Origin of the sequence: Peribacillus sp. RS7 (assembly GCF_041956845.1) — a bacterium.
GTDB lineage: Bacteria > Bacillota > Bacilli > Bacillales > DSM-1321 > Peribacillus.
Genome location: NZ_CP168135.1, coordinates 1,429,573 through 1,448,006 on the forward strand (window position 1 = coordinate 1,429,573; position 18,434 = coordinate 1,448,006).

At 42.9% G+C, this 18,434-nt stretch carries 22 protein-coding genes; 10 read left to right on the top strand and 12 right to left on the bottom strand.

Annotation, left to right across the window (positions count from 1 at the left end; all coding sequences use genetic code 11):
• Nucleotides 1–14 precede the first annotated feature (14 nt).
• From ACDZ29_RS07325 to ACDZ29_RS07340, 4 genes are all read left to right on the top strand, one after another.
• Entirely contained in the window at nucleotides 15–785 is a 771-nt protein-coding gene (locus ACDZ29_RS07325; protein WP_289326716.1) for an ABC transporter ATP-binding protein, read from the top strand.
• Nucleotides 766–1,566, top strand: a complete 801-nt coding sequence (locus ACDZ29_RS07330; RefSeq protein WP_375090568.1) for an ABC transporter permease — start codon at nucleotides 766–768, stop codon at nucleotides 1,564–1,566. The genes ACDZ29_RS07325 and ACDZ29_RS07330 overlap by 20 nt, the downstream gene beginning before the upstream one ends.
• Nucleotides 1,567–1,601: 35 nt before the next feature.
• Nucleotides 1,602–1,790, top strand: a complete 189-nt coding sequence (locus tag ACDZ29_RS07335; RefSeq protein ID WP_375090569.1) for a hypothetical protein — start codon at nucleotides 1,602–1,604, stop codon at nucleotides 1,788–1,790.
• 120 nt (nucleotides 1,791–1,910) lie between these two features.
• On the top strand, nucleotides 1,911–2,165 hold the full coding sequence (locus tag ACDZ29_RS07340) for a hypothetical protein (protein ID WP_375090570.1): 255 nt from the start codon (nucleotides 1,911–1,913) through the stop codon (nucleotides 2,163–2,165).
• A 65-nt stretch (nucleotides 2,166–2,230) separates the two neighbouring features.
• Here ACDZ29_RS07340 and ytkD read toward each other — a convergent pair whose 3' ends face one another.
• Together ytkD and ACDZ29_RS07350 are read right to left on the bottom strand one after the other, a co-directional pair.
• Nucleotides 2,231–2,686 (bottom strand): RNA deprotection pyrophosphohydrolase, encoded by a 456-nt coding sequence (gene ytkD / locus ACDZ29_RS07345; RefSeq protein WP_375090571.1) that lies wholly within the window; start codon nucleotides 2,684–2,686, stop codon nucleotides 2,231–2,233.
• Nucleotides 2,687–2,789: 103 nt separating this feature from the next.
• Complete coding sequence (locus tag ACDZ29_RS07350) at nucleotides 2,790–3,140, bottom strand: hydrolase (RefSeq protein WP_289326722.1); 351 nt, start codon at nucleotides 3,138–3,140, stop codon at nucleotides 2,790–2,792.
• A gap of 227 nt (nucleotides 3,141–3,367) precedes the next feature.
• On the opposite strand from ACDZ29_RS07350, the gene ACDZ29_RS07355 reads away from it, so the two are divergent.
• Nucleotides 3,368–3,634 carry a DUF6154 family protein gene (locus ACDZ29_RS07355; RefSeq protein WP_370016622.1) on the top strand — a complete coding sequence of 89 codons (267 nt, stop codon included), beginning with the start codon at nucleotides 3,368–3,370 and terminating at the stop codon, nucleotides 3,632–3,634.
• A gap of 104 nt (nucleotides 3,635–3,738) precedes the next feature.
• On the opposite strand, the gene ACDZ29_RS07360 is transcribed toward ACDZ29_RS07355, so the two are convergent.
• The gene (locus tag ACDZ29_RS07360; RefSeq protein ID WP_289326723.1) at nucleotides 3,739–4,179 is read right to left on the bottom strand and encodes a DNA starvation/stationary phase protection protein; all 441 of its coding nucleotides are present in this window, start codon (nucleotides 4,177–4,179) and stop codon (nucleotides 3,739–3,741) included.
• A gap of 124 nt (nucleotides 4,180–4,303) precedes the next feature.
• Between ACDZ29_RS07360 and ytzI the strand changes: the two genes are divergently transcribed.
• Nucleotides 4,304–4,459, top strand: a complete 156-nt coding sequence (gene ytzI, locus ACDZ29_RS07365) for a YtzI protein (RefSeq protein ID WP_289326724.1) — start codon at nucleotides 4,304–4,306, stop codon at nucleotides 4,457–4,459.
• Between the two features lie 38 nt (nucleotides 4,460–4,497).
• On the opposite strand, the gene ACDZ29_RS07370 is transcribed toward ytzI, so the two are convergent.
• Nucleotides 4,498–4,971, bottom strand: a complete 474-nt coding sequence (locus ACDZ29_RS07370) for an S-ribosylhomocysteine lyase (protein ID WP_289314647.1) — start codon at nucleotides 4,969–4,971, stop codon at nucleotides 4,498–4,500.
• Nucleotides 4,972–5,170: 199 nt separating this feature from the next.
• Between ACDZ29_RS07370 and yidD the strand changes: the two genes are divergently transcribed.
• Together yidD and ACDZ29_RS07380 are read left to right on the top strand one after the other, a co-directional pair.
• Nucleotides 5,171–5,389 carry a membrane protein insertion efficiency factor YidD gene (gene yidD, locus ACDZ29_RS07375; RefSeq protein WP_370017110.1) on the top strand — a complete coding sequence of 73 codons (219 nt, stop codon included), beginning with the start codon at nucleotides 5,171–5,173 and terminating at the stop codon, nucleotides 5,387–5,389.
• 120 nt (nucleotides 5,390–5,509) lie between these two features.
• The gene (locus ACDZ29_RS07380; RefSeq protein WP_375090572.1) at nucleotides 5,510–6,457 is read left to right on the top strand and encodes a metal ABC transporter solute-binding protein, Zn/Mn family; all 948 of its coding nucleotides are present in this window, start codon (nucleotides 5,510–5,512) and stop codon (nucleotides 6,455–6,457) included.
• A gap of 70 nt (nucleotides 6,458–6,527) precedes the next feature.
• On the opposite strand, the gene ACDZ29_RS07385 is transcribed toward ACDZ29_RS07380, so the two are convergent.
• A complete protein-coding gene (locus tag ACDZ29_RS07385) occupies nucleotides 6,528–7,592 on the bottom strand; it encodes a DctP family TRAP transporter solute-binding subunit (RefSeq protein ID WP_289314644.1) in 1,065 nt (354 codons plus the stop codon).
• A gap of 141 nt (nucleotides 7,593–7,733) precedes the next feature.
• Between ACDZ29_RS07385 and ACDZ29_RS07390 the strand changes: the two genes are divergently transcribed.
• Together ACDZ29_RS07390 and ACDZ29_RS07395 are read left to right on the top strand one after the other, a co-directional pair.
• Complete coding sequence (locus ACDZ29_RS07390) at nucleotides 7,734–9,344, top strand: ATP-binding protein (RefSeq protein ID WP_370016624.1); 1,611 nt, start codon at nucleotides 7,734–7,736, stop codon at nucleotides 9,342–9,344.
• Nucleotides 9,337–10,032: a response regulator gene (locus ACDZ29_RS07395; protein WP_375090573.1), complete on the top strand. Its 696-nt coding sequence runs from the start codon at nucleotides 9,337–9,339 to the stop codon at nucleotides 10,030–10,032. The genes ACDZ29_RS07390 and ACDZ29_RS07395 overlap by 8 nt, the downstream gene beginning before the upstream one ends.
• A 54-nt stretch (nucleotides 10,033–10,086) precedes the next feature.
• Here the strand turns inward: ACDZ29_RS07395 and ACDZ29_RS07400 are convergent, their stop codons facing one another.
• From ACDZ29_RS07400 to ACDZ29_RS07430, 7 genes are all read right to left on the bottom strand, one after another.
• The gene (locus tag ACDZ29_RS07400; RefSeq protein ID WP_289314641.1) at nucleotides 10,087–10,233 is read right to left on the bottom strand and encodes a hypothetical protein; all 147 of its coding nucleotides are present in this window, start codon (nucleotides 10,231–10,233) and stop codon (nucleotides 10,087–10,089) included.
• Between the two features lie 565 nt (nucleotides 10,234–10,798).
• Complete coding sequence (gene menC, locus ACDZ29_RS07405) at nucleotides 10,799–11,902, bottom strand: o-succinylbenzoate synthase (protein WP_375090574.1); 1,104 nt, start codon at nucleotides 11,900–11,902, stop codon at nucleotides 10,799–10,801.
• The gene (locus tag ACDZ29_RS07410; protein ID WP_375090575.1) at nucleotides 11,899–13,380 is read right to left on the bottom strand and encodes an o-succinylbenzoate--CoA ligase; all 1,482 of its coding nucleotides are present in this window, start codon (nucleotides 13,378–13,380) and stop codon (nucleotides 11,899–11,901) included. The genes menC and ACDZ29_RS07410 overlap by 4 nt, the downstream gene beginning before the upstream one ends.
• An 86-nt stretch (nucleotides 13,381–13,466) precedes the next feature.
• A complete protein-coding gene (menB, locus tag ACDZ29_RS07415; protein ID WP_289314639.1) occupies nucleotides 13,467–14,285 on the bottom strand; it encodes a 1,4-dihydroxy-2-naphthoyl-CoA synthase in 819 nt (272 codons plus the stop codon).
• A 1-nt stretch (nucleotide 14,286) separates the two neighbouring features.
• Nucleotides 14,287–15,108 carry a 2-succinyl-6-hydroxy-2,4-cyclohexadiene-1-carboxylate synthase gene (menH, locus tag ACDZ29_RS07420; protein WP_375090576.1) on the bottom strand — a complete coding sequence of 274 codons (822 nt, stop codon included), beginning with the start codon at nucleotides 15,106–15,108 and terminating at the stop codon, nucleotides 14,287–14,289.
• Nucleotides 15,105–16,856 (bottom strand): 2-succinyl-5-enolpyruvyl-6-hydroxy-3-cyclohexene-1-carboxylic-acid synthase, encoded by a 1,752-nt coding sequence (menD, locus tag ACDZ29_RS07425; protein ID WP_375090577.1) that lies wholly within the window; start codon nucleotides 16,854–16,856, stop codon nucleotides 15,105–15,107. The genes menH and menD overlap by 4 nt, the downstream gene beginning before the upstream one ends.
• Nucleotides 16,849–18,258, bottom strand: coding sequence for an isochorismate synthase MenF (locus tag ACDZ29_RS07430; RefSeq protein WP_370016628.1), 1,410 nt, complete (start codon nucleotides 18,256–18,258; stop codon nucleotides 16,849–16,851). The genes menD and ACDZ29_RS07430 overlap by 8 nt, the downstream gene beginning before the upstream one ends.
• Nucleotides 18,259–18,434 lie beyond the last annotated feature (176 nt).

Genomic DNA, 18,434 nt, shown 5'->3' on the forward strand with positions numbered 1-18,434 from the left:
AAGGAGGATGTCCGATGAGCTTTTTAAAAATCCAAGACATTCACCATACTTATTTTTCAAATCAGACGGCAGCGACCGCACTCGCGGACATTTCCCTCGACATTGAAAAAGGTGAATTCGTCTCTTTTCTAGGTCCCAGCGGCTGCGGAAAGACCACCCTGCTTTCCATCATCGCAGGGCTATTTCCGCCCACTGCGGGAAAGATCCTGCTCGAAAACAAACCGCTGAAGGCCAACAGTGACCTTTCAATCGGCTATATGCTGCAGCAGGATTATCTATTTCCATGGAAGACGATAGAAGAAAATGTTTTATTAGGATTGAAACTGATTAAAAAGGATGAAGGCCTTGAGAGAATAAAGACGCTGAAACTATTAAGTGACGTTGGATTGGGAGGCACCGGAAAATTATATCCGCGCGAACTCTCAGGCGGAATGAGGCAAAGGGCTGCACTGGCACGGACACTGGCGGTCGATCCAAAAATCCTTTTGCTTGACGAACCCTTCTCGGCCCTTGATTACCAAACGAAGCTGAAGCTGGAAGACCTTGTTTTTGAAACCTTGAAATCCTTCGGAAAGACAGCCGTGCTCGTCACCCATGATATCGGTGAAGCCATTGCAATGAGTGACCGCATTTATCTGTTTTCCGCGAACCCGGGTAGCGTGCACAAAACTTTCGATGTTCCCGATGAAATGCGTGAACTGACGCCTTTCCATGCACGCAACCATCCACAGTATCCGATGCTATTCCAAACGATCTGGAAGGAGCTTGAGAGCCTTGAATATTGAACAACTTCATAACCAATATAAAACCTCATTAAAAAAGGAAAACAGGCTCATTCGCTTTTATCAGATCCTGATTTTCATAGTTTTTTTCAGTAGTTGGGAACTTTTTTCCAGGATGGAATGGATTGACCCGCTCATCTTCAGCTCCCCAACTAAAGTGTGGCACCTTTTCATACAGAAATTGAGTGATGGAACGCTGCTTTCCCATTCCGGAGTGACGCTATTCGAGACCGTTCTCGGCTTCATCATAGGGACTTTTCTTGGAACGGTCCTGGCATCACTGCTCTGGTGGTCGCCAAGATTATCAAAAACACTTGACCCCTATCTCGTCATTTTAAATGCCATGCCGAAAGTAGCACTCGGCCCCATCATCATCGTAGCATTCGGCCCTGGCTTTCCTTCCATCATCTCGATGGGGGCAATCATCTCCATCATCATCACCACCATCGTCGTCTATACCGCATTTCGCGAAGTGGACCCGAACTACCTGAAGGTGCTCCAAACTTTTGGAGCCACAAGAACACAAGCTTTTCGGGAAGCCATATTACCCGCCTCATTCCCAACGATCATCTCGACATTGAAAGTGAATGTCGGCCTCTCCTGGGTCGGCGTCATCGTCGGAGAATTCCTTGTCTCGGCGAAAGGACTGGGCTACCTGATCATTTATGGCTTTCAAGTCTTCAACTTCACCCTCGTCATGCTTGCCTTGATGATCATCGCCGTCTTTGCCACCATCATGTATCAACTTGTCGAACTGCTCGAGCGAAAGCTAATCAAAGACTAACCAAACTGCCGATAACCCTCGGCAGTTTTTCATTCATGTCAGGCGATTTATTCGTGAGTTTCGTGCCTTTACTCGTGAATTTGCGCGGTTTACTCGTGAGTTTCGGCGATTTACTCGTGAATTTGCGCGGTTTACTCGTGAGTTTCGTGCTTTTACTCGTGAATTTGCGCGGTTTACTCGTAAGTTTGCGCGGTTTACTCGTGAGTTTCGTGCTTTACTCATGAGTTTCGGCGATTTACTCGTGAGTTTGCGCGGTTTACTCGTGAGTTTCGTGCTTTACTCATGAGTTTCGGCGATTTACTCGTGAGTTTGCGCGGTTTACTCGTGAGTTTCGTGCTTTACTCATGAGTATCGGCGATTTACTCGTGAATTTGCGCAGTTTACTCGTGAGTTTCGGCGATTTACTCGTGAATTTGCGCGGTTTACTCATGAGTTTCGGCGATTTACTCGTGAATTTGCGCGGTTTACTCGTGAGTTTGGTGCTTTTACTCGTGAATTTGCGCGGTTTACTCGTGAGTTTCGTGCTTTTACTCGTGAGTTTGCGCGGTTTACTCGTGAGTTTCGTGCTTTTACTCGTGAATTCGAGCCTTAATTCGTGAATTTGATGTTTTTACCTATAAATTGTCAAACATCCGTAAATTTTCCTCATCTACTCGTTTCTCAGTTATATACTGCCATCCAGCCTTGATAAGCTCAAAGGCACAATCTGATCTTTCATGATGAAACTAAACTCCTCACCCAGTACATCCGGAAATGCTTCCAAAAAGATCGGGCCGTCCGTTTCCAGGTAATCTTCCTTCTTTTCGACCTCACGCAAAGAAGCATAGTATATCGATTTAACGAATGGCTTAACTGGGTCATGCACTTTATATTGTCCCAAAAATTGCAGCTCCTCCACTACCCCCCCTGTTTCTTCATACACTTCCCGTATGGCTGTTTGTTCTATCGACTCCCCTGCTTCCCGCTTACCTCCCGGGAACTCCAGCCCCCGCTCTCTGTGTTTGGTCAATACCCACATTCCCTTATACCTGCTTAGCACAAAAACATGCCAGGACTCACCAAAAACAGGATCCTCGGAGTATTCCACCTTATATCCGTTCTTATCTAAAAAGCGTTTCATTTTTCCCCTTCTCCCCATGTAAGAAATAATGCTGATTTTTATTGGATCCATCTTTCATTATAATCCAGCAAGAATCTCCATCACATCAAAAAACGATGGTACCTCAATATTCGAGGCCATCGTCTGTTGGTTTTGCCTGTAAAATCCCCATACTTTCTATATGCCGTCTTCCTTCTTCAGTACCTAGTGCATAAATCATCTCGTAAATTTTTTGGAGTGTGATGTCCTGTTTATCATTTTCCCGGTCAAAATGATATTGTAGGTATGGGACATGCGCCCGGTAAAAGTTTTCTTCCCCTACTGAATAATTATAATCAAATAACTCACGTAACTTGATGACTTCATTATCAGTCGCCTCGATTTCGAAATTCCATGGAGAACTTTCCCTATCTTGTGTTATCTGCCCATTCGGAAGCCAAATGTAATACTTTTTCCTGTTTTCAGACACATTCATCCACCCTTTCCATAAATCCTACGCTTATTTTTTCACGTAATTCCCCACTTCATACAATGGAAAATATTGCTTAAAGAAGAACAAAGATGTTAAATAATAGATTAAAGTATCTTTCAAAGGGTAAAACATATAATAAGCCCAAGCATCCCTTCAGATTTTTATATGCACCCAGAGGTTTTTTTGATAACCTACATATAAAGAGATAACGGATTTCTAATAAATGTGAGGTGAGAGTTTTGAAGTTAATTGAAGAATTATACAATATGTACCGCAATAAGATGACTGGTGATGAAGAAGATATTGATATGCTTACTTTTGCCGTTCTGGAACAACTGGATCGCAAGGAAATTTTCGAATTGCTTCAAGAGATGGATGATCAGGAACTAACCAATCTAATGGGCCTTTACATTATTGAAACTTTAAAAGGGAAGTTCGCACAAAATAGCATGAACGACACGAAACCTACACATTTTCCGCCACGGAATATTCATTAATACATACTTGTCAGGTGTCCCTCTCTTGATGGATGCCTTTTTGTTGTTTTAGTTTTTTTCCTCCCAAAAAAAAACCCTACCGAAGTAGAGCTTTTCCTTAAACCTTAATGTCCTAAATACGCACGTAACATCCAAGCATGTTTGTTTAAGCTTTTCTTCATGCCTGTCAGCATATCAGCCGTAACCGGATCTTCTTGTTCCGCAACTTCGATAATTTCCAAGAACTCTTCGGAAAGCTTCTCAAAATCACTGATGACACTTTGAACCATATCTTCTGTATTTTCTTTCCCTGTCGCTTCTTCAATCGTGGTTAATTCCAAGTATTCTTTAAGGGTAGCGACCGGTTTTTCACCAATGGCCAATAGTCTTTCAGCCAGTTCGTCATAATTGGTTGTCACTTCTTTATATAGCTCTTCCAATTTTTGATGAAGTTCAAAGAAGTGCGGTCCATTCACGAACCAGTGGTAATTATGAATTTTCGTATAAAGAACACTGAAGTTTGCAATTTCCTTATTCACTAAAGTTCCTAATTTTTTCTGAGCCATAAATATCTACCTCCGTAAGTTGGTTATACCTTTATAATTCCCTCTATTCAAAAATTGAAACATTATCTAATTCGGTTCTTATGCTAAAATGAATCTAAATTGTGAACGTTAGGGGCTGTAAAGTATGATTACGGTTTTAGTTATCTCCATTATTGTGATTTTGATTGTATTGGCATTATCCGTCCTAACCATCGGAAAAGGTTACAGCTACAAGCATACAGTGGATCCCATTGACCCTTTGCCAGAGGATGAGCGGAATAAGGAAGAATCCGAAAAATAAAAAAGGTTCCTGTCAAAAAATGACGGGAACCTTTTTCATTAACCGAAAACTTTATGAAGTTCTTCTTTATCTTGTGTAAGCCAGAAATTCATTAATTTCTTAGCTCCTTCAAGATCATGCAATTTTGCTTGGCCGCATTGCTTTTCATTTGCAGCAGGAATTTCTGTAATTGTAACGGCATCCTTGAATGTATCTTCAAGAACATCGATGATTTCCGTTACTGTCGGCTCACCGCTGACAACAAGGTAATATCCTGTTTGACAGCCCATTGGCGAAATATCGATAATATCAAAATGATCGTAACGCTCAGAATGCTTACGGATATTGAATGCAAGCAAATGTTCCAGTGTATGGATCGTATCCGGCTTCATCGCTTGTTTATTCGGCTGGCAAAAACGGATATCAAATTTATTAACAACACCATCTGTTCCTACCTTATGGACACCGCAATGTCTAACATATGGGGCTTTAACAGCGTCATGATCTAATTCAAAGCTTTCAACTGAAGGCATTTAATTCACTCCTTAATTGTATGTCATCTCTATTTTACCTTGAATAACAATATATTTCATCCTTTAAAATTAATTCTCATTATATCTATCGGATTACCAATATGCTTATACCTTATTGGAAATTTAGAAAATATGCTATAATTGAGGGTAGTGAATTTACTCGAAAAGAGATGAAAGCATCGTGTTGAAAAAAGTATTAATGGGAATCATCCGTTTTTACCAAGTTGCCATTTCTCCATTAAAACCGCCTACCTGCCGTTTTTACCCAACGTGTTCCCATTATGGTTTGGAAGCGATCAACCGTTTCGGACCTATAAAAGGAAGCTGGTTAGCACTCATCCGGATTCTTAAATGTCATCCGTTTCATCCAGGAGGCATTGACCTTGTTCCTGAAAAAAAGAAAAAAGGTGAGGATTAGAAAAAACCCTTGCTTTCCTTTGCAATTTTTTGTATTATACAGAAGTCAAATCGTAATCATTTCGTTTTTACACATAAAATCCAAATCGTAATCAATACGAATTATAAAGGAGCATTTCATATGAAAAATCGAGCATTGCTCTCACTTTTCCTTGTTACTGCGCTATTTTTGTCAGCCTGCAGCAACTCAAAAGGAGAATCCACTAAAAAAGAGAAGGATACCTTAGATATATATACGACGGTTTACCCATTGCAATACTTCACGGAAGCCATTGGTGGGGAGTACGTGAACGTCGAAACGGTTTATCCACCCGGAACGGATGAACACTCATTTGAACCCTCTCAAAAAGATATTGTAAAAATGGCTGAGTCAGACCTATTTTTCTACATTGGCTATAATCTTGAAGGCTTTGTAACTAAAGCTGAACCAATTTTAAGCAAAGAAGGCGTCGGCACAGTCGCGATAGGCGAAACGGTTCATCTTGATGAAGAAGAGCATGCACACGAAGATGAACATGCACATGAAGAAGACGGTCATGACCATGGGGGCGTCAATCCGCATTTATGGTTAGATCCCATCTATTCCATAGAGATGGCTAAAACCATCAAGGACCAATTAACGAAGAAAATGCCTGAACAGGAAGAATATTTCGATAGCCAATTCAACAAGCTTTCCGAAAAGATGAAGTCACTTGATGAAAAATTCGCGACAACAATCGAGTCGGGTCGTACCAATAAGATCATCGTTTCCCATTCCGCTTATGGGTATTGGGAGGAACGCTACGGTCTTGAACAGATTGGCGTCACAGGACTAACATCTTCAAACGAGCCATCTCAAAAGGAACTGGGGAAAATTGTAACCATGGCCGATAAAGAGGACTTGAATTACGTCATCTTTGAGCAGAATATCAGTTCTAAACTAACCGAGATCATCCAAAAGGAAATGGGAGCGAAATCACTTGAGCTCCATAACCTTTCCGTTCTGACGGATAAAGATATCGAAGCTGGCGAAGATTACTTCAGTTTAATGGAAAAAAATATTAAGACACTGCAAACTGCATTGCAATAGTCAAAAAAAAAGCGGGTCCTTATGGGTCCGCTTTTTTTTCCTTTTAAACGGACTAAAAAGCCCGCTTTCATTATTCCTTTAAATGCTTCTCGCGAATCTTTTCCATTTTCGTCATCAATTCGGTTCCAATCGTTGATTCAAATTCCGGATAGATGACGGTCATCTCTTCCATCCATTCTTTCTTTTCTTCATCTGACAGTGTATAGATGTCTATATTCGATTTTTGCTGAATTTCCCGTAGCTGTTCCTGATTCAATTCAGTTGATTTGTTCCATAGCCATTTCGTTGTATCATCCATCGCCCGTTGGATTTGCTGCTGAATATCCAACGGGAGTTTGTTCCAAAATGGCTTGTTTATCATGACGACATACCCTAAATAGCCGTGATCACTGATCGTTAAATATTTTTGCACCTCATATAATTTCTTGGAATAGATATTCGAAATCGTATTTTCCTGGCTGTCCGTTTCATTGATTTCAAGACTTTTAAACGTATCATTAAACTCCAGCTGAGATGTTGTCGCCCCAAAATGCTTAAATTGGCTTTCCAAGACTGCACTTGGCATGATTCTAAAATTCTTTCCTGCAAAATCACTTGGATGCCGTATCGGTTTACTGCTTGTAATCTGTTTATAGTTATTCGACCAAAATGCGAGTCCCTCGATATCAATGGTATTCAGCTGCTTAAGCAGCTCTTCCCCCACTTCCCCATTCAAAGCTTCCTGCAAGGCAGCGTCCGTTGGAAAGACGTAAGGGAGGTCCAATAGCATCCATTTTTTTGATATACTCGTAATTTTAGATGTAGTTGGAGCAATCATCTGCACCTTGTTTTCCTGTAATGCTTCGATTTCTTCAAGATCACTATATAATGACTGATTAGGATAAACTTCAATTTTGACACGATGATCTGTATATTCATCGACTAGTTGGGCAAACCGGTTCGCAGCTAGCCCTTTAGGTGTATTTTCGGCTACGACATGACTGAACTTAATTACGATTTGATCCTTCATCCCTACCTGCTCCTCATCCTTCGGCAAATTGAAACCGAAGCTTGTAAAGAACGATTGAAACGATATATATACTGCTATCGACAGTCCCAAGCCAATTAATATGAAGTACCCCCATAATGCACGCATATCGACAACTCCTTACCGCTCACTTCACGTTATCACTATTCTATCACAGCCTTTTTGCTGTCGTAATACAATGCGCGAAAAATAGCGAAAAGTGATAGTAATTCTGTTACTATTAGGTATAGAAGTAATGGAGGAAAAACAATGGATAAATCCTTTCATATGCCCATTCAAGTTAAGATCACCCTGCTATCATTCGTAATCGTCGCTTTTTCGATACTTATAGGCGGGATTTTTATATTTGGAAATATCGTTTCAGTCAGGGAAGATGAAATTGGCAAACGATCGATGATCACCGCCCATACCATTGCCGAACTTCCTGAAGTACAAAAATTGGTCCGTGAGCCCGAAGGATGGACGCAGCTCAATCCGATTATTGAAAATTTAAGGAAAATCCATCAAGCGGATTATATAGTTGTACTCAACAATCAGCATATACGTTATTCCCACCCTGTGTTCAGCCAATTGGGAACCCCCTCGGGCAGCAGCGACGAAAGCGCTGCGTTCGCTGAACACGAATACCTTTCAAAGGCCGCTGGCGAACTTGGCATTTCCGTCCGCGCCTTTGTCCCGATCCTTGATAGAGATAGAGAGCAAATCGGCGTCGTTCTGGTTGGGAATATCCTGCCTACGATACCGGAATTAATCAAGGATCTGAAAGGCGAAATCGCGATTATCCTGGTCCTTACACTCCTATTCGGTGTATGCGGCTCATGGCTCATGGCCAGACGGATAAAAAAAGAGACCTTTCAACTTGAACCACATGAAATTTCACGGATGTTGGTTGAAAGGACAGCCGCTTTCAATGCCATGCATGAAGGGGTCATCGCCATAGATAATAATCAGACAATCACGATTTTCAATGAAAAGGCTAAGCAAATATTCAATATTGACGGTGCGGTCATAGGCAAGAATATCAATGATATTATACATGATACCCGTCTCCCGGAAGTGCTCGACCGGTCATCACCCATCTTCAATCAGGAAATCTCCGTTCAAAACAGGAATATTGTAAGCAACCGGGTACCGATAAAGATTGCGGATAAAACGATCGGTGCCGTGGCCATTTTCCAGGATCGCACCGATGTGACGAAGCTAGCTGAAGAGTTGACTAGTGTCAAAGCTTTCGTTGAAGCCCTGCGCGTCCAAAACCATGAACATATGAACAAACTTCATACGATAGCTGGATTGATCCAGCTAGGTAATCTGGACGAAGCACTGCATTACATTTTTCAAATCACGGAAGAGCAAGAGGAATTGACCAGGTTTTTAACGAAGCACATTCACGATGATAATTTAGTGGGGCTTATATTAAGCAAGATTTCCTTGGGACGGGAACTCGGAATCGAACTAATCATGGACAAGCACACGAAACTGGACCACTTCCCAGCTGATATGGATCATCACGATTTTGTTTTAATAATCGGAAACCTGATCGAAAATTCATTCGCTGCACTAAAGCATTTTTCAGAGGAAACGAAACAGGTTTATCTATCCATCTACCAGGATGAACGTAATTGTCAAATCGTGCTTGAGGATAATGGACCCGGTATTCCCGAGGACATTCATAAAGATATATTCGAATATGGTTTTACAACAAAAGGTGCGGAAGGATCAGGAATTGGTCTTTACCTAATAGACCAAATTGTAAAAAAAGCGAACGGCGAAATGAAATTCACGACACGCCCTAATGAAGGAACAAGCTTTTTTCTTTCTTTTCCCATGCACGATATAGAGGAGAACCAAAATGACTAATGAAATTCGTGTACTTTTAATTGAAGACGACCCAATGGTACAAGAGGTCAACAAACAGTTCATCGAGCGCCTGTCTGCCTTTAAAGTAGTTGATACAGCTTCCAATGGGCTTGATGGTCTAAAAAAAATCAGGGAGTCTAAACCCGAACTTGTGATTTTGGACATCTTCATCCCATCTTTAAACGGGGTAGATACACTTTATCAAATAAGAAAAGAGCAAATTGATGTGGATGTCATCATCATTTCAGCGGCAAATGATCAGAAAACGATCCGAAAAATGGTACAGAACGGGGCTTTTGACTATTTAATCAAGCCATTCAAATTCGAAAGGCTAAAACATACGCTTGAACAATATTTTGCTTTTCGGATGGAGGTTGAACCTGACCATCAAATCTCTCAAAATCAGCTTGACCGAATTCTCTTTCAAAACAAAACACCTTCTGAATCGAGTCCGAAATATGATGTTCCGAAAGGATTGAATGGCGCGACTCTTGAGCAAGTGACGAAATTCATAAAGACCCAGCCTGGATCTTTATCTGCGGAAGAAGTGGCTGATGGGATTGGAATCGCCAGAGTTACTGCAAGGCGCTATCTTGAATACTTGCATGGCGAAGAAGTCCTTCAGCTTGACGTTCAGTACGGCAGCATTGGCCGTCCAGTCAATAGGTACCGGCTTCAAAAACCTTAAAACGCATGGGGACCGGCTAGAACCGAAACGGTTCCCTTTTACCTTTTATTCATTTTACGCACCCGTCTTTCGATCATATAGGCCCCACTTTCTCTTCAAAAGAAACAGTTCACACTCCGCCAATGCCGTCACTTCTTTTATGACATAGTCCGGCATGCCTCTTCTTAGTAGAATTTCCGCAATAAGGTACGGTCTTTTCATATGCTCTCCCCTCCCTTTCCCTTGTTTGCATACTTTTTATTTCATTATACAAAATAATCCAGTAAAGAAAAAATAGACAAAGCCCCATTTTACGAAAAAAAATATGACTGATCGGGCCATTTAAATGATTTTTCTTCTTTAAAACTCCATTTTTAATAGGGAATACTGGAGATAAAATATATTTGTAGTCTGCTGACAAATAAAAAAGAGTTCCAGTCTTTTTCAGAAATCCGTTCCCTTTCCGCTCTGCCAAGCATCTGGCGGGGTCTTGGCTAGCCAGTTATTCGGCAGGAGTATCCGAGTTAACTTTTAACACCATGATTCGGGGTGAGAGCTCCTTTTATCGACAAACTGATATTTGTTAGTATCCTATTAAAATCATTTTCCAAAAGGGTGGGGTTTTTGTCCAAGAAGTACTAAATGGGTGAGTTCCATATACCTTGATATCGAATGGATGAAGCATGAAGCACATTAGCTTTATAGCGAGATAGAGGATTATTATAAAATGTGGTTGGATTTGCAATATTGGTTCAAAAGAGGTGGGGCATTCACCTCCTTTGATGTTTCACCTGTACAGTTTACTATATATAGTCAAATCCTTTAGCCGCTTTTCATTGATGGCAAAACCGATCCCAGCTTTATCGGGGACTTGGATCATGCCATTTTTGACAATGACTTCCGGATCGATTATGTCCCCTTCCCAATAGCGGGATGAGGATGATATATCCCCGGGAATCGTGAACCCTTTTAATGTGGCAAGTGCGATATTATGTGCACGTGAAATGCCAAATTCAATCATGCCCCCGCACCAAACGGGCACTTCATTTTCCAGGCATAGATCATGTATTTTGACAGCTTCCGTCCAGCCGCCGACTTTTGCCATCTTAATGTTGATCACCCCACAGCTTACGAGCGACAGAGCACTTTTGGCATCATGAAAGGAATTTATGCTTTCATCAAGGCAAATGGGTGTCTGCAGCTGTTTCTGTAAAATGGCATGTTCAACAATGTCGTCATGTCCCAGCGGCTGCTCAATCATCATCAGATTAAACACATCAAGCTTCTGAAGGTGTGGGATGTCATCAAGAGTGTACGCTGAATTGGCATCTGCCATTAGCGGGATATCGTGATAGGCCCGACGGATTTCCGAAATTAACTCCAGATCATTTTTAGGATTGATTTTTATCTTATATCGCTGATAACCAGATCCGGAAAAATCCTCAATCTGGCGCAACGCGTCTTCAATATCATTGGAAGCAACGACAACACCAGCGGGCACTTCACTTCGTTCGCCGCCAAACAGCCGTCCGAGATAGACTTCTTTCTGCTTCGCATATAGATCAAGGATTGCCTGCTCTAAAGCTGACTTGGCCATCGCATTCCGTCTGATTCCGCTCCATAAGTTCGGCAGCTCATCAGGATGCTTGATCTGACTTGCCAATGTCAGCGGTATTAAGAAGTCATCCAACATATGAAAGCATGTTTTGATCGTTTCCTCGGTATACCAAGGACTTGCAAATGGCACCGCTTCCCCGTATCCAATCAATCCATCTTCATCCATGGCTTCGACAATTATCACTTCCCGGTCGCTTACCGTTTCGAGATGCGTCTTAAATGGCCGCTTTAATGGGGCCTTAATGAGCTTTAGTGAAATGGAGGATAACTTCATTGCCATTCCCCCATTCCCTTCTTCAGTTCCCTTCTCAGAAGCTTGCTCGCGCCATTACGCGGAAGCTCCTGGCAAAAAATCACGTTCCGGGGAATTTTATAGGCCGCCAAGGATTCCCTGCAATACTCCAGCAGTTCGCTCTCACTAAGCTCTGCACCTTGGTTTAAGACGACAAAAGCGAGTGGAACCTGTCCCCATTTTTCATCGTCAGTCCCCGTCACTCCCGCTTCGAATACATCTGGATGCTTACTAAGGACATTTTCAATCTCGGCCGGATAGACATTTTCACCGCCGGATATGATTAAATCCGAGCGTCGGTCAAGCACATACAAAAAGCCTTCCTCATCGAGATAACCAAGGTCCCCAGTATAAAGCCAGCCATCGGTAATGGCCTGCTGTGTAGCATCCATCCGATTGAAATAGCCTTTTGTCACATTCGGACCTGAAACCACGATTTCACCCGCTTCCCCCGGTTCACACATTTTGCCGTCTTTCTCTATACGTAATTGCGAAGGGAATAAAGGTTTTCCCGCTGATCCGATTTTTGTCATGCTATACTCCGGTGCCAGTGTCACAATCTGTGAAGACGTTTCGGTCATCCCATAAGACTGATAGACGGGAATCCCTTTCTCCTTACATGATTCAAGTAAATGAACGGGTGCAGGGCCGCCGCCCAACAGGAAACAGCGAAAGGTTTCCGGATAGCTAGTTCCCTTCAAATCCTGCACCATCCTATTCAGCATCGCCGTCACGACCGAAATGATCGTCACGCCATTTTCCTGAATGCTCCGGTTTGCTTCCCGTTCATCGAACCGTTCCACCAAAACGACCTTCATGCCATAAATCACATTTTTCATCAGGATGGATAAGCCGCTAATATGAAAGATCGGAACCGCGCAATACCAAGAATCCTCCTCATGCAATCCAAGGTTCAGAACCGACCCGACGGCACTCCACCAATGATTGCCGAAGGTTTGGATCACACCTTTTGGATTTCCTGTCGTACCTGATGTATACATGATCGTAGCGGTATCCTCAAGGTAAAACTCTTGAAGTATCTCTGCCTTGCCTTCATCCGGTAATTGTTCCATTAAGTGAAGGTTTAAATCCGGGAGAATACCGCCAATATCCGAGAGTTTGTCGGTGAAGGTACCTTCCGAAACCAGATAAACGGTCTCACTATCTTCAAGCTGCCAGGACAACTCTTTTGCCGTTAACTTATTATTCAGCATCACAATTTTCACACCAAGATAAAATAGTGCGTGGATAGCGACAACACCATCAATATGATTACGGAGTAAAACTGCGCATGAATCGCCAGCCCTCAGACCAATGTTAGAAAGCTTGCCAGCCATCTTCTCCGATAATTTATGCAGTTCAAGAAAGCTATAGGTATGACCTTCAAACTCAATTGCCGGACGATCTGGTGAAAGATGCGCCCGATTTTTCAGCCAGTTCGGCAACTTTTCTTCTGCCATGTTTACTTAGCCTCCTCCATTTGGATATAGAAAACAGCCCGGCGAATATCCGCCAAGCTGTCAGTCTCATCGATTCACGCGTTTCATTAAGGGAAACGAGGGAATTGTCCAAAGTCCGGATTGCGTTTTTCTTTGAATGCATCGCGGCCTTCTTTTGCTTCTTCTGTTGTATAGTATAAAAGTGTAGCGTCACCAGCCAATTGTTGAAGACCTGCAAGGCCATCAGTATCAGCGTTCATTGCCGCTTTCAAGAAACGAAGTGCCGTTGGGCTCTTCTCAAGCATTTCTTCACACCATTTAACCGTTTCCGCTTCTAATTGGTCTAAAGGTACGACCGTGTTGACCAATCCCATATCCAATGCTTCCTGGGCATTGTATTGACGGCATAGGTACCAGATTTCACGTGCCTTTTTATGACCGACGATACGTGCCAGGTAGCCAGAACCATAACCAGCATCAAAGCTTCCAACATTCGGTCCAGTTTGTCCGAAGACTGCATTGTCAGCAGCAATCGTTAAGTCACAAACCACATTCAAGACATTACCTCCACCAATTGCATAACCTGCGACCATGGCTACGACTGGTTTTGGAATGACGCGAATCAAGCGTTGTAAATCAAGAACGTTTAGACGTGGAATGTTATCTTCACCTACATATCCGCCATTCCCACGTACACTTTGGTCTCCGCCTGAACAGAATGCTTTGCCGCCTACACCCGTTAAAATAATGACACCGATGCTGGAATCATCACGCGCCCTTGCGAATGCATCAATCATTTCCGCAGTCGTTTTTGGTGTGAATGCATTATGTACATGCGGTCGGTTGATGGACACTTTTGCAATCCCGTTATATTTTTCATATAAAATTTCATCATACTCACGTATTGTTTCCCATTGTATCGTCATCTTAATTCCTCCTTCGATTTCTCTTTAAAAACTCACTTATTATTTTACCAAACTTTTCTCCATCTTCCACATGAATCGCATGTCCCGCACCATTTATTATTTTCCATTCAGCCCGCTTCAGCTTTTTTTTCATCGAGGCAGCAATTTCACAAAACTTAGGATCGAGTTCACCGGTTACAAGGAGCACAGGAAAATCAAGGGTTTTCAGTTCTCCCCAGTAAGAAGCTTGACTGCCGGTCCCCATACCTAGAAGGCTATTGTAAAGGCCGGCAGGGACATTTGCCATCCGCTGTTCCCGGATGGCCAACCTGGTTTTGGCCGGCAGCCGTTTTTGACTTTCAAACAGCGGGATGTTTTCCCATTGATCCACAAAAGCTTCCATGCCATTTTCAAGAATCCTTTCGGCAAGCTTTCTATCATTTCGCCTTCGGATTTCCCGATCCTCTTCTGTTAAAAGGCCTGGTGAAGCGCTTTCCAATATCAATGTATCAACATATCCAGGATATAAACAGGCAAATCCCAATCCAAGCCTTCCGCCCATCGAGTACCCAAGGATATGGGCTTTCGGGAAATGTAACGCATCCAAAATATCCTTAATATCTTCAGCCACTCGCTCCATCTCATACCTTCGATGATCAGCTGGTGATGCAGACATGCCATGGCCTATGATGTCGACCATGATCATGGTATACCGCTCACTCAAAAGCGGAATGAGGAATTTCCATGTATCCCGATTTCCCGTAAATCCGTGCAAAAGAACAAGAGGATCTCCATTTCCCGTTATTTCAACAGCATAATTGACATCCTTGATGACAAAATTCATGATATTTCCCTGTCTAACACCATTTTTATTTCCTGGGAAACAAAACTCCACAAATTTCGATGCTTTTGTAAATTGGACTCTCTTTCTGTCGGTACTTCAATGATTTTCAGACCTTGTATTTCAAATGACTCTGTAAATACCTTCTTTAACTCATCCCAATTTTGCACCTTGCTGTATTTACCGCCGTAAAGCTGGGCAGCATGGGAAAAATCGAGACCGTGAGGCGTCCCGAATAGCGTTTCGAAATGTTCTCTCTCATTCGCCTGTGGCAAGAAGGAGAAAATGCCGCCCCCATCATTATTGATCAACAATATCGTGATGTTTTGTTTTTGAAGTTTAGCCGCAAGCAAGCCATTCATATCATGGAAAAAACTTAAATCCCCGATTGCCAGTACAGTATTTTTCGATACCGTACTTACGCCAAGCGCAGTGGAAACGACACCATCGATGCCATTCGCCCCTCGGTTTGCAAAGGTTTTGATTCCCTTTCCATTATTCAAAAAGAATGTATCCAAATCACGTATGGGCATACTATTCCCGACAAACAAGGTGGATCCCGATGGCATCATATCAGCAAGCAGGGAGAACAGCTTGCCTTCACTTAACTCCCCTTCATCCTTGATGGAGGCTAAGGCATTCTTCGTCGCTCCGTTGACGGTTTGCCATAAACCAAGCCATTCATCATCATTGGCATCAGTAATATTTTCAGCAACACGCTTGCAGAAATCTTTCTCTTCGCTGTAAATCATGTTAGTTGCCAATCCTGCTGGCTCACGCCAACCTGCACCGCCATCGACGACCAAAGTGGTTGCCTGTTTTTGTTTTTTCATGAATAACAATAAGGGTTTAGAAACAGGCATTGTCCCGAAACGCAATATCACTTCCGGCTTGAAAGCCGCTTTTACCGCTTCATCGCGCAGAAACGTATCGTACGCATCAATTATGACGTCTTTGCCGTGACTCCCGCTTCTTAACTGGGAAAGGGGGTCAGCCAGTACCGGAAAAGCAAGTTTATCCGCTAATGCGACGATGGCTTCCTTCATCTCTGGATGCGGTAATTCGCCACATACAATCAACCCTTGCTTAGCTTGTGACAAAGTAGTTGCAACAGCTTCTATTTGTGATGCGGACAGTGACCGCTCTCCACTGTCAATCAACACTGCAGGCGTCATTTTATTTTGCCGATACTCCTTTGCTTGCTCCAGATCCGGAATCAATGGTTCACGAAGCGGGAAATTCAAATGTACAGGCCCTGCAGGTTCACTTGCCGCTGTAGCCACTGCCCTTGCACCAACCGTTCTTGCATACCGCATCATCTCATCCGTGCTTTCAGGAAGTGCCATTTCGACAAACCATTTTACTTGTCTACCATAAAGATGAATCTGATCGATTGCCTGTGGGGCGCCGACATCACGCAATTCATGCGGACGATCAGCGGTAAGTACAATAAGCGGCACCCTTGAATAGAATGCCTCAATGACGGCTGGGTAAAAGTTTGCAGCGGCTGTACCGGACGTACAAAGAATTCCGACAGGTTCCTTTAAGGCCTTAGCCAAACCAAGGGCAAAAAAAGCAGCCGAACGCTCATCCACATTAATATGAACTTCGATATCAGGGTGTTCCACTAGCAACAAAGCTAGGGGTGTGGATCGTGAACCCGGGCTCACCACCACATGCTTCATCTCATTTTGTGCCAGCTCATCGACAAATGAAGCAGCATATGCTGTCAATGCATCTCGGTCATTCATTAAGATTTCCTCCTAAAGCACTTAACATCGGATTGAATTTAATCCCCGTTTCCCGGAATTCACTTTCGGGAGTCGAATCCTCCACTACGCCGCATCCAGCAAAAAGCGATGCCTCATTGTTCTGTATAAGCGCAGAACGTATCCCTACAGCGAATTCCCCATTTCCATACGTATCCACCCAGCCTAAAGGACCTGCATAAAAGCCGCGTTCAAGGCCTTCCATTTCCCGGATTCGCACAACGGCCTTTTCTTTTGGAAGCCCGCCCATAGCCGGTGTAGGATGTAGTTTCTCGACGAATTCAAAAATCGTGACACCTTCCTTGGATATTCCGCGGACCGGTGTATACAAATGCTGGATATGACGGTTTTTCATAAGTTTCGGTTCGGCTGGTACAATTACCTTTTCGCATACAGAATCAAAGGCATTTGATATCATCGACACGACATATTGGTGCTCTTGTAAATTCTTTTGGTCCTGTAGCAATTCATCACCAAGACAAACATCTTCTTGCTCATCTTTCCCTCGCCCCATCGATCCAGCAAGACAGGTAGAAAATACTTCATTTCCCTGTTTCTTAATTAAACGTTCAGGAGTGGCACCGACAAAACAGTCACCACCTGCTTCCAAACTGAAAATATAGCTTAATGGCTGCTCAGCAATCAATTGTTCAAGCACTTTCCCTGAATCGATGGAACGCTCAAAAACCAGTCGAAGCTCCCTCGCCAAAACGATTTTGTCGAGATCTGTCGTCTTGATTTCCTGAACAGCCTCAGCGACCGTCCGTTTCCATTCGTCAGGTTTGACTTCCCTCTGCTTAACCAGGGAATTGTGACCCAATCCAGTGTCATCCAAGCTTTCGAAAAGAAAAGCTTCCCGTTCATTTATCATATCTATGAAGAGTTTTTCTGAATCATCAGGCGAACAAAGTAAGTTTGTCGTTAAGTAAGCTTGTTTCCCCACTATTGATAGCATGAAGGCAGGTATATAAAACAGGTTGTCCCCGAATTGATTCCAAAGGAGCGTACTGTTAGTTTCATAATCAAAAGAAAAGCCCCCAAACAGTAAAGGACCGGTCGCTTCTACATCAGTCAATCCTGTTTTGACAGCAGTATTCTGCAGTTTGATCCAGCTCTTTTCGACTTCTCTATAACGTTCGGCATTCGATGCCGCTTTGAGTTTCTTAACATTGCCTAAGCCGGTGATGGTTATTTCCTTTGCAGGGTCCTCCCAGAAAAAGCGTTCACCCGCGTACCGTTCTCTTCCAGCTTGATAAAATGAAAGGGGGTTCGTGCAATTAACTTTCTTAATATGACTGAATAGAACTTGATCATTCAAGTCCTTCGCCTTTTGTATAGCTGAAGCCAGTCCCTGAAACTGCCCAGTTTCTTCTGAGATAGCCAAAAAAATCCCCCCAAATGTACATTTTAAAAGCTTTTTAACCTATTTAAAGATACACCTCCATTCAACCTCATGTCAATAAAACGCCCCTTTACCGAACGATTCATGCCTGCTTTTTTCCTTATTATATGAATCCTAGCGAATGAAGAGAAATATCCTTTATTTTGGAAGAGAATCTT